At 72.8% G+C, this 11,486-nt stretch carries 6 protein-coding genes and 1 pseudogene; all 7 read right to left on the bottom strand.

From position 1 onward, the window contains the following. Positions 1–293: 293 nt before the first annotated feature. Positions 294–1,475 carry a GGDEF domain-containing protein gene (locus tag L0984_RS29675; RefSeq protein WP_234198001.1) on the bottom strand — a complete coding sequence of 394 codons (1,182 nt, stop codon included), beginning with the start codon at positions 1,473–1,475 and terminating at the stop codon, positions 294–296. A 28-nt stretch (positions 1,476–1,503) separates the two neighbouring features. Further along, entirely contained in the window at positions 1,504–3,372 is a 1,869-nt protein-coding gene (locus tag L0984_RS29680) for a TolC family protein (protein WP_370646234.1), read from the bottom strand. 201 nt (positions 3,373–3,573) lie between these two features. Further along, positions 3,574–4,887 carry an HlyD family type I secretion periplasmic adaptor subunit gene (locus tag L0984_RS29685; protein ID WP_234198002.1) on the bottom strand — a complete coding sequence of 438 codons (1,314 nt, stop codon included), beginning with the start codon at positions 4,885–4,887 and terminating at the stop codon, positions 3,574–3,576. Then, on the bottom strand, positions 4,884–6,668 hold the full coding sequence (locus L0984_RS29690; protein ID WP_234198003.1) for a peptidase domain-containing ABC transporter: 1,785 nt from the start codon (positions 6,666–6,668) through the stop codon (positions 4,884–4,886). Before L0984_RS29690 ends, L0984_RS29685 begins: the two co-directional genes overlap by 4 nt. A gap of 103 nt (positions 6,669–6,771) precedes the next feature. Then, on the bottom strand, positions 6,772–9,900 hold the full coding sequence (locus tag L0984_RS29695) for a glutamate ligase domain-containing protein (protein WP_234198004.1): 3,129 nt from the start codon (positions 9,898–9,900) through the stop codon (positions 6,772–6,774). Positions 9,901–9,925: 25 nt separating this feature from the next. Continuing rightward, complete coding sequence (pal, locus tag L0984_RS29700) at positions 9,926–10,438, bottom strand: peptidoglycan-associated lipoprotein Pal (RefSeq protein WP_234198005.1); 513 nt, start codon at positions 10,436–10,438, stop codon at positions 9,926–9,928. A 77-nt stretch (positions 10,439–10,515) separates the two neighbouring features. Further along, positions 10,516–11,486: pseudogene (locus L0984_RS29705) on the bottom strand (hypothetical protein); the annotation flags it as partial.

The following is an 11,486-nucleotide window of genomic DNA, read 5'->3' on the forward strand; positions in this document are numbered from 1 at the left end:
GCAGGGGCGTGCCGGCAAAGACCGGCAGTGCGGGCGAATGCACCCGCAGCGTGTGTGACAGCGTGGACATGAAACCTCCCTGGTCTCGCGCCGGCGGCCTTCTCGGGACGAGGCGGCTCGGTTGGGGCGGGAGGTTAGCGGCGCGACGCGCGCGGCACGGCGTCCGGCGCGGACCGCCGCCTCAACTTTGCAGGAGAGCGTGCATTAGTTCCGCCTCGGGCCGAGAGGCACCCGCACAGCGACGTCCGCCCCTGCCGGCCATGCCCGCCGCAACGAGCGAACCACGACATCGGTCAGTCGCCGGCCGACTCCAGCACGGCGACCGGTGCAGCCTCGACGCGGTTGCGCCCGCGGTCCTTGGCCTGGTAGAGCGCCTGGTCGGCTTCGCGCAGCAGGTCCTCGATGCCGCCGCCGTCGCGGGGATGGCGGCATGCGACGCCCACGCTGACCGTCACGCCCGCAGGCAGTGCCCAGCCGGCATCGCGCGAGGCATCGATCACGCCCTGGCGCACCCGCTCGGCCACCTGCATGGCGTCGCGCAACGGGGTGGCCGGCAGCACGATGGCGAACTCCTCGCCGCCCGGCCGCGCCGCCAGGTCCTGCTCGCTGCGGCAGGCATGGGCCAGCGCCGAGGCCACCGCCTGCAGGCAGCGGTCGCCCGCACCGTGGCCGTGGGCGTCGTTGTAGAGCTTGAAGCGGTCGACGTCGACGGACAGCAGGGCCACGGGCATGTCCTCGCGCAACGCGCGCGCCCACACGGTCTCCAGCCATTCCATGTAGCTGCGTCGGTTGGCCAGGCCCGTGAGCGGATCGGCCCGGCTGAGCAGTTCGAGCTCGAAGTTGGCCTGCTCGAGCGCATGGCTGCGCGTGGCCAGATCCTGCGCCAGGCGTTCGTTGTCCAGCGAGACGCGCAGCGCCTCGACATAGATGCGGCCCATGCGCCGCGCCACGGCAAGCTGGGCGAGGCAGAGCACCACCGATGCCACCGAGAGCACATGCGCGAAGCCCGGCCGCGCGATCAGCACCGCCACCGCCAGCGAACCGAGGATGGGCACCTGGAAGGCCGCATGCATCTGCCAGTACGCCATGTGGGTCATGGTCATGGCCACCGCGCCCAATGCCGTGCCGATCACGACCGGCACCTCGTCCACCTCACCGTGGACCAGCATCCAGCCCAGGCCGATGCCCCAGGCCAGGCCGGTCAGGGCCATGAGCACCAGCGAGGCCCACACCCAGCGCAGGCCGGCATCGCCCCGTTGGCGGCTGCGCCGGTACGCCAGGCGCAGCCCCATGCGGGCGAAGATGGGCAGGCAGGAGGCCACCAGCCAGCCCATGACCAGCACATGCCGGTCGGGCCGCCAGAACACGCTGGCGAGCATGGCGGCGCCCGCCAGGCCCATGAAGCCGGAGACGGGCACGGTGTCGTAGAGCGCCTCGACGCGGCGGCGTCGCAGGATCGGATCGGCGTCGTTCAAGGAGAAGGCACGAGGGAAGGTACGCCCCTCACTGTAGACGCGAAGCAGTGCGCAGGGCCATGCGCTGGGGCAGGCTCTGCGCCGGTACCGCCACGCCGCCCGCGCGCTGCGCGGCCTTCACGTCCGGCCCCCGCACCGGCGCCGCGGAAGGCGCCGGCGGCTGCTGGGCCACGGCCCGCGCCGGCGGACCGGCGGGCACGGCAGGCGCGCCCTGCTGCGTCATGCCCAGGCCGTCCGGGCCCAGCAGCGAACGCGCGGGCCCGCCCACGATCTCGTCCACCCAGGGACTGACGCCGTCGGGCTCCACGCGCAGCTCGCCGGTGGCCCGGGCCAGCCGGAACTCGGTGACGCGCAGGTCGAACACGGCATCGATGTAGTCCAGCAGCAGGTTGTTGTGGTCGAGCTGCGCGTCGAGCACGTTGGGCAGTGTCTCGCGGCCGAACTCCAGCAGCCGGCTGCGCCCGCGGAAGGCCTCGCCCGACTCGGACACGGCCTCGCGCAGCTGCTGCTCGCGCTCGCGGCCGCTGGCGGTGCGGCCCCAGGCCGAGGCCGTGAGCTCCAGCAGGTTGCGGCGCACCCCGTCGAGCTTGGCCTCCTGCGTCTGCACCTCGGCCAGCGCCGACTTGACGCGCAGTTGGCGATCAAAGCCGCTGCCGAAGTTCCAGTTGAGCTCCAGCGCGGCGCGCGTGGGCTCGGAAGTGGTCACGCCGCGCGGGTCCTTGGTCTTGACCACCACGGCATCCACCGTGGGCCAGACGCTCGCCTCCTGCTGCTCGACCAGCTCCCGCGCGCGTGCCACGCGCTCCTGGGCTTCGGTCAGCTCCGTGCTGCGCGATTCGGCGCGGGCGATGGCCTCCTGTTGCGAGGCGATCTGCCAGGCCGGTGGCGTGCGCAGCAGCGGCAGGCGCGCCGGGTCGGGCACGAAGCGGAAGTAGCTGTCGAACTTGGCGATGGCCTCGGCCAACTGGGCGTCGAAGTCGGCCTCGCGCGCGGCGATGCCGGCGCGGCGGGCGCTGGCCATGCGCAGGTCGTTCTGGCCGGCGCCCCCCAGAGCGACGCGGCGCTCCTCGCTCCTGGCGAGGTCCTGCACGATGCGGGTGGAGCGGCGGGCCACCTCGCGCTTGAGGTCGAAGCGCTGCACCTGCATGTAGGCCGTCAGAGCGTCGAGCACCACCTTCTGCGAGGTGGTCTTGACCGCCTCGCTCTGCGCGCGGCTGCCGGCCTCGGCGGCCCGCTCGCGCGCGCTCATGGCGCCGCCGTCGATCAGGCTCATGCGGGCCTCGGCGGTGAGCAGGGTGTAGGTCTCGCTGGAGGCGCCCTCGCGGCCGCTGTTGTAGGTGCCGCTGGCGGTGCCGACCTTGAAGCGCGGGTAGCGCGCCTTCTTCGCCGCCTCGACCTCGAAGCCGCTGCTGGCGGCGGCGGCATCGGCGGCCAGCACTTCGGGATGCTCCAGCGCCAGGGTGCGCAGCGACTGCTTGAAGCGCTGGGTCTGGCCGCTGATGACGATGCCCGGGGGTGTGCCCACGGCCGGCGCCGGCGCGGCCGATGGCGTGGATGCAGGGGCCACCGGCAACGAGGCGGGAGGCAGCGCCGGTGCAGGGGGCGCGGCGGCGGGCATGGGGGTCGGGCCGCTCTGCAGCGACGCCGGCGCCACCGCCGCCAGACGCTCGACGGCCGGCATCGGCGAAGGCGCCTGCGGCATCGGCGAAGGCGCCTGCGGCATCGACAGCCGCGTGGCGGTGGCCAGCTGCAGGCCGTTCTCGTCGTAGATGGCCACGGGCACGCCCTGGCGGCGGATCTGCACCTGGGTGGCGGCAGGCAGGCAGGCGAGCGCACAGGCCAGGGCGATGGCGGCCTGCGCAGGGCGGCGCAACGAGGAGGAGGCGAAGCGGTTCACGCGAAGCCCTCCCGGCCGCGCATTCGCTCCCTCCCCCTCTGGGGGAGGGTTGGGGTGGGGGCCTGGGGCGCTGGAAAGCGCCGTGGGGTGCCGGCCCCCATCCCTGCCTTCCCCCAGAGGGGGAAGGAGCAAGACCGCGCCGCGACGGTCCGCACGCTTGTCGTGGCTGCCAGCCTCATCGCCGCTTGCCTCTGCATCCGCTCATGGCTCACGAAATGCCTCCCGCTGCAGCTTCAGCACCGGCCGCAGGATGTACCAGATGAACGGGTCGGTGCCCACGATCAGGTCCACCTCGGCCTCCATGCCGGGCGTGATGCGGTTCTCGGGTCGGCCGACGTGCGAAGCGCTGGTGCTCACCTGCAGCCGGTAGTAGGGCGGCGCGGTGGGCAGGGTGGCGTCGCGGTCGGCGTCGGCGGCCACCAGGTCCACGCGGCCATCCACCGTGCCGTAGCGCAGGAAGTCGTACGCGGTGATCTTCACGCGGGCCTTCTGGCCGGCATGCACGAAGCCGCGGTCGTTGGGGCTCAGGCGCGCCTCGACCATCACCTGCGCGTCGTCGGGCACCACGTCCAGGATGGGCTCGCCGGGCTTGATGACCCAGCCGGGGCTGCCGCTGCGCAGGCCCTTGACGATGCCCTCGCCCGGCGCCGTGACCACCGTGCGCGAGCGCTGGTTGCGGGCGCGCTGCAGGTCCTCGTTGAGGCTGGCGAGCTGGCGCTCGACGGTGGAGAGCTCGTCCGATGCGCGGCGGCGGAAGCTGCCCTCGGCCTCGGCCAGCTTGGCCTGCGCCTCGCCGATGGCGGCAGCGGCCGAGACCACGCCCTGCCGGGCCACGGCCAGTTCGGCGCCAGCGACCTCGGCCTCGCGGCGCTTGTCCAGCACCTCCAGCTGGCCGATCAGCTTCTCGGCCGCCAGCTGCTCGGAGATCTCCAGCTCCTTGCGCGCCAGCGCCACGCGCTGCGTGAGGCCGGCCACCTTGGCCTGCTGCTCCATCTGCTTGCTGCGCGCGGCCTCCAGCGCGGCCTGCGCGCCGGCGGCGATCCCGCGCTGCTCCAGCGAACGGGCCTGGTAGGCGCCCAGCTCGCCGCGCACCACGTCGGCATCCATCGCGGCCGGAAAGCTGTCGCGCCGCAATGGCTCGCCGCGGCTCTCGGCCGTGAGGCGCAGGCGCGCGGCCTGGGTGGCCGCCTGGCGGGCGGTCAGCTCCTCCAGATTGAGGCCGCTGCCGCCCAGGTCGATCTCCACCAGCGGCTGGCCGGCCTTGACGCGCTCGCCCTCGCGCACGAGCACGGCGCGCACGATGCCGCCTTCCAGATGCTGGATCGACTTCACGCGGTCGGACGGGATCACCTTGCCGTTGGCGACCACGACGGTCTCCATGGGAAAGGCCAGCGCCACCACGGCCAGCACGCCGATGGCACCGCCGATCAGCCAGCGCCGACGGCGGCCCGGGCCATCGGGCGCCGGTGCGCGGTCCTCTGCGCGCAGCAGGACCTGGGGCAGGTCGTTCTTCATGCGGCCACCTGTTCGAGGTCGGCGCGCCGGCTGCCGAAGAGGCGCGGCACCATCACCGCCGGCGCGCCCTGCTCCACGCCACCGTCGCCGGTGACGTGGTAGACGTTGTTGGCGGCGGCCACCATGCGCAGCGAATGCGTCACCACGATCACCGTGCGCGTGCGGGCGATGGCCACCAGCGTGTTGATGAGCTGGCGCTCGCTGTGGAAGTCGAGGTCGTTGCTGGGCTCGTCCAGCACCAGCACCGAGGGCTTGCGCAGGAAGGCCAGCGCCAGCCCCAGCTTGCGCCGCTCACCCACCGACAGGCCGGTGCCGCCCTCGCCGATGCGGGTGCGGTAGCCCGCGGGCAGGCGCGAGACGAAGTCGTGTGCGCCCGCCAGCTTGCAGGCCGCCACGATCTGCTCGTCACTGTGGCCGGGGGCGCAGCGGCGCAGGGTCTCGATGATCTCGCCGGCGAACCAGTAGACCTCCTGCGAGAGGTAGCTGATCCACTTGGCGCGGTCATCGCGGCCGAACTGGGCCAGGTCGTATTCGCCCAGGCTCACGGTGCCGGCGCTGGGCGCATACAGGCCGCAGATCAGCCGCACCAGCGTGGACTTGCCGGCGCCGTTGCGGCCCACGACCGCATGCAGGCCGGCCGGGCCGATGGCCAGATCGAGCTTCTCGAACACCGGGCGGCCCTGCGGCTGGAAGCGGAAGTCCACATCGCGCAGTTGCACCAGCCCGGGCGGCTGCGGCAGGTTCAGGCCGCTGGGCTCGCGCTCCACGGGCTCCGACAGCACCTTCTCCAGCCGGCTCGCCGCCTCGCCCGCCGTGGCCAGCGCGCGCCAGTTGGAGACCAGCCCGGCCACCGGCTGCAGCGCCCGCATGGCCAGCATGTTGGCCGCCACCAGGCCGCCGACGGTCATCCACTGCTCCATGACCGACAGCGCGCCCACGGTGATGACCACCGTCGAGAAGATGGTCAGCAGCACCGTGGTGCCGTCACGGGCGGTCTCGATCTCGCCGTTCTTGCGGAAGCTCTCGCCCAGCCAGTGGTCGTAGGTCTGGCGCCAGCCCTCGATGGTGGGGCCGTCGTTGGCCTGCGTCTTGAGCGTCTCGCGCGCGGCGCAGATCTCGGCTGTCATGCGCTCCAGGTTGCGGCTGCGCTCGGTTTCCTCGACGCGGCCGGCGCGCACCTCGTCGGCCCACCACCAGGCCAGGAAGGACATCACGCCCAGGAAGACCACCACCACCGGCAGCACCGGCAGCGCCACGATGCCGATGACCACCAGCGCGAACAGCGCCATGGGCAGGTCGAAGATCGATTGCGCGAGGCCGCTGCTGAGCGTCATGCGCACCGCGCCCACGTCGCGGAACAGCAGGAACCACGCGGCAGCGGGCCGCTCCTCCAGCGCCCGCAGCGGCCGGTTGAGCATGGACTGCAGCAGCGCGCCCGAGATGCCATGGTCGATGGTGGCGCCCGCATCGCGCAGCAGGCGCGAGCGGCGGCTGCGCAACACGAACTCGATGGCCAGGAAGAACAGGATGCCGCTGAACAGCGCCCACAGCGTGGAGGTGCCGCTGCGGTAGATGACGCGGTCGTACACCTGCAGCAGGAAGATCGACGGCAGCAGCCCGAACAGGCTGATCGGCACCGACCACCAGGCCGCCTGCCGCACCGCCGGATAGGCCGCGCCGAAGGCCCGGCCGAGCGCGTCGGCATGCGGGCTGACCGCCTCATCGCCCTCGGCCGTGACCGACGGGGCGACCAGCTGGCTGGGAAGCAGGTACTTCAGCATGGGCGGCCGTCGATGTTGAAAACCATGAACAGATTGTTACTCACAGGGGCGGACGCTGGTCAGGTTGAAGACAGAAAGCCGGGTAAATGCCGAGGCGATCCGATCAGGCCATCGCCTTGACGGCTTTGGCGAGGCGGGCCAGGCCGATGCGCGCGCCGCCCTTGGCCAGCACCCAGTCGCCCGGCGCCACGATGTCGCCGAAGGCGGCCACGAGCTCGGCGGCGTCGTTGAACCAGCGCACCGGCACCAGCGGCTTCAGCCGCTGCGCCAGGGGGCCCATGAGCGGACCGCACAGCAGCACGCGGCCCGGCTGCGCGGCCAGCACCTCGGTCTGCAGCGCCAGATGGTGACGCTGCGACTCCGCGCCCAGGCCCTGCATCTCGCCCAGCACCGCCACCCGCTGCCGCGGCGCGCAGGGCGCCTGGGCCAGCAGGGCGAGTGCGGCCCGCATGGAGGTGGGATTGGCGTCGTGCGTCTCGTCCACGAAGTGGAAGCTGCCGCCGGCGATGGGCACTTCCAGCACGGGCCCGCGCCATTCATGCCGCTCGAAGCCGCCCAGGGCCACCAGCGCCGCGCCCAGTTGGGCCTGCCATTCCAGGGCCAGCACGGTGGCCAGCACCGCGGTCGCGCCCAGGCCCACATGCGCGCCCACGGCCTGCAGCTTCATGCGCACCGGGCTGCCCACGACCTCGGCGCGCAGTTCGCCATGCCCCAGCGCCGTGAGGCGCACCTGCGCATCGCGATGGCTGCCGTGGTCGAACACGCGCAGGCCCCGCCGCGCCGCCAGCAAGGCCAGGCCGTCGTAGCCCGGCATGTCGCGGCACAGCACGACGCAGGCGTCCTCGGGCATGGCCTCGACGAGCTGCGCCATCTTGCGCTGCGCGTCGCCGCCGCCGGGCTCGCCAGGATCGACGGCGAGCACCAGCACCTGCGGCCGCGCGACCTGCACCATGGCCGGCGCCGGCGCCTGGCCCAGCTCTAGCACCCAGGTGGCGGCCTCTTGCGGCAGGCAGCTCAGGGCCCAGGCCACGCCCAGCGGCAGGCGCTGGCGGGTCTCGGGCTCCCCCACCTCGCCCCAGGCGCCCAGAGTCTTGACCAGCATGGCGGCGGTCGTGTCGCGCGCGGCATTGCCGGCCACGGCGACCACACGGCCCGGAAACTGCGCGCGCGCCTGGGCGCCCAGGTCCAGCATGGCCTGGCGCACGTCCTCCACCCGCAGCACCGGCAGGCCGCGGTGCAGGTGCGGCGCCGGATGGGCGCACAGCACCGCCGCGGCGGGCCGCAGGCCGTCCAGCTCCAGCGGCGCCGGTGTGCGGCCGGCGCGCTCGTCGTGCAGGCACAGCAGGCGCTGCGGCTGCGCGAAGGGCCGGGTCGCCATGCCGATGGCATGCCAGCCCTCGGGCGGCGCGACCACCCAGTCACCGCCGGTGATGCGGGCCAGCTCGGCCGCCGACCAGCGCACGCCACGGGCCGCCGGCTCCGGCGCGGCGCGGCCGGCGGCCTCGCGCTCGGCCATGAGCCGGTGGTAGGCCACCATGCCCGACAGGTAGTGCTCCACGTCGTCGATGCGCACGCGGAAGGAATGGTGGCGGATGAAGAAGGACCCGACGACGGCGGAGGGCCGCCGGAAGTACATCGCCATCTCGGGCCAGAAATAGCCGTTCTGCAGGTAGTTGGCGCGGTAGTGCAGCGCGCGCTCGAACTTCTCCAGGTCGATCTCGTCCAGCAGGTGGACCAGGGCCGGGATGCCCTCGAGCCGGCGGATCATGGCCTGGGCCGCGAGCATCAGCTCCAGCAGCGTGGGGAAGGTGGTCTTGCGGTCCAGCACGAAGTCCAGGTAGCCGGCCACGTTCTGGATGCCGAAACGGAAGTACTTCTCCAGCGGCCGCCAGCGGGTGAGTTCGTTGACGCTGTAGCTGAGCCAGTGGTCGTGCGCCTGCCAGTGCTGCTGGCCGATGAAGTGCTCGAAGGCACGCTCCACCACGGCCAGCCAGCGCTCGTCGCGCGTCAGCGCATACAGCCGCAGCAGGCCGAAGGCCGCCTCGCCGTCGTAGTAGATGATGCGCGAGACCTCCTTCACCGACAGGTCCTGCGCATGCAGCACATGCACGAAGCGGCCGGTGGCGGCGTCCTGCATGGCGGCGATGCCGGTGGCCAGGCGCTCCATCAGCGGCCGCCATTCGTCGGTGCCCAGCACTTCGCTGTACTTGACCAGGGCCAGCAGCGCGACGGCGTTGCCCCCCAGCTTGATCTCGTCGCCCACGTCGACCAGGAAGGCGGCGGCGCGGCCGTCGGCCAGCGTGTAGTCGCGCACCAGCTGCTGCGTGAGGTGCTGCAGGCCGCGGTCGATGGCCTGGCGCAGCGCCGGGTCGCGCGTGAGCTCCCAGGCCTCGGCCATGGCATAGAGCGAGCTGGCATGGCGCAGCGTGTTGTAGCTGGGGATCAGCCGGTCGAAGCAGGGGAAGTAGCCGTAGACGAAGCGTCCGTTGTCCTGCACCTGGCGGGCCAGGTGGGCCGAGCCGGTGCGCACCAGCTCCAGCGCCGCGGCGGCATCGAGCGGCGGCACCTGCCGGCGGCCGGTGTCCAGCCCATGGCCGGCCAGGCGGTGCACCACGCCGTCCTCCTGGCAGAACACGCCGCCCAGGGCCAGCAGGTAGACCTTGTCCTGCGGCTCGAGCGCCGGGGCCGGCTGGCCGCGGTAGCGCTGCTGCAGGTAGAGGCCCAGGTTGTGGCGGTTGACGACCGCATGCGGGATCTCGGGGCCGCCGTAGAGCAGCGCGTTGGCATTGATCTCCTGCTCGGTCAGGGCCATCGCGAAGGCGCCGTCGAAGGCCAGCCCCAGGCGGAAGTAGTTGCGCTTGACCTGGCGCAGCTGCTGCTCGAACTCGCCCACGGGCAGTTCGCCCACGCCCTGCACCCAGTCCACCCGCAGCCAGGGCGACTGCAACTGCTGCCGCAGCACGAAGGCGCTGGCGCGGCGCGCACCGGCCTGCCAGGCCTCGTCGAAGCTGGCGCCCGTCGCATGCAGCACCTGCGCGCGGCGCTGGCCGTCGGTGACCGAGAAGAAGAGCGTGAAGGCCGGGTACGGCGCCGGGACGGGCGCGCACATCACCGCCACCTTGTCGCGGCAGGCGGCGAGCTGGGCGGCAAAGCCGCGCTCGCCGGGCTGCCCGGGCGAGCCGGCGAGCGGCAAGACCGCCCCCCCGGCGCCCGGCCGGGCGGGGGCGCTCACGTCCTGGTCCATCGTGCGGTGCCGGTCAGCGGTAGACGAACTCGACGCGGCGGTTCAGCTGGTAGCCGGCCTCGGTCTTCTCCAGCGAGGCGGGCTTTTCCATGCCCCAGCTGATGGCCTCCATGCGCTCGTTGGGCACGCCACCGAACTGCATGGCCTGGCGCACCGCCTCGGCGCGGCGCTGGCCGAGGGCCACGTTGTACGAGCGGCCACCGCGGGCATCGGTGTGGCCTTCGAGCACCACGCGGGCCTGCGGGCGCTCGCGCATGTAGCGCGCATGGGCCTCGACGATGGCGCGGTACTCGGGCTTGACGTCGTACTTGTCGAAGTCGAAGTACACGATGCGGGCCACGCCCGCCGGCCCCGACAGGGCCGGTGGCGGGGGCGGCGCCTGCACCGGGGCCACGGCGCTGCGGCCCTTGGGATTGGCGTAGTAGTAGGTGGTGTCTTCGCTGCCGTCCTTGGGCGCCGTGCCGCAGGCGGCCAGCAGCACGGAGACCGACAGCGCGAGGCTGACGCGTTGGAGTGACTTCATCATGGAGGGACCTTTGGTCAACGACCGGCCCGCACGGCGGGCCGGCCACTCGACAGGGGACGACGAGGGCGCCGGACTCATCAGCCCAGCAGGTTGTGCAGCAGGCCGCCGACCGGGCTGGCCGGGCTGGTGGTGCTGCCACCGGTGCCGCTGGAGACCGGCTCGGTGACGCTGCCGAGGCCGCCGAGCAAACCGCCCACCAGGCCGCCACTGCCGCCGCTGCCACCCAGGACATTGCCCAGCAGGCCATTGCTGCCGGCGACGGTGTCGAGCACGCCACTGACCACGCCGTGCTCGCCCGCCACCGTATCGAGCAGGCCGCCGACCACGCCGCTGCTGCCGGTGACGCCGTCCAGCAGGCCGCCGCCGTCGCCGCCCGTGACGCTGCCCAGCGCACCGCCGAGCACGCCGTTGTCGCCCAGCACGGCGTTCAACAGGTCGCCGGCACCGCTGGCACCGTCGGCGGCGCCCAGCACGCCACCCAGCAGGCCATCGTCACCCAGCACATTCCCCAGCAGATCGCCCCCCAGGAGTTCGCCGCCGGTCACGCTGCCCAGCAGGCCGCCGTCGCCGGCCACGGTGTCGAGCAGACCGCCCACGATGCCGGTGTCGCCAGCGATGCCGCCGAGCAGGTCACCGCCGGTGAGCCCACCCAGCAGACCGTCCTGGCCCAGCACGCCGCCGAGCAGGTCGCCACCCAGGAGATCGCCACCGGTCAGCCCACCCAGCAGGCCGTCGCTGCCGAGCACGCCGCCCAGCAGATCACCGCCCAACGCACCGTCGGTGATGTTCGCCACGCCGTCGGTCACGTAGTCCACCTGCTGCGTCACGCCAGAGAGGACGTCGTGCACGACGTTCGAGCCCATCAGCCCTTCGGTCAGCGGCGAGACCAGGCCGTCGACCGCACCGGTGGCCGTGCCGACCACATCGTCCACGGGGTCCAGCACGTTCGGATCGTTGGCCGTGAAGCTGTCGCCCAGCAGCGGCGACAGCGCACCGCTGACCGTGCCGCCGACGTTGTCCACCAGGCCGGTGACCGGCGCCAGCGTGT

This window comes from Pseudacidovorax sp. NFM-22, from assembly GCF_021401245.1.
Lineage (GTDB): Bacteria > Pseudomonadota > Gammaproteobacteria > Burkholderiales > Burkholderiaceae_C > Xenophilus.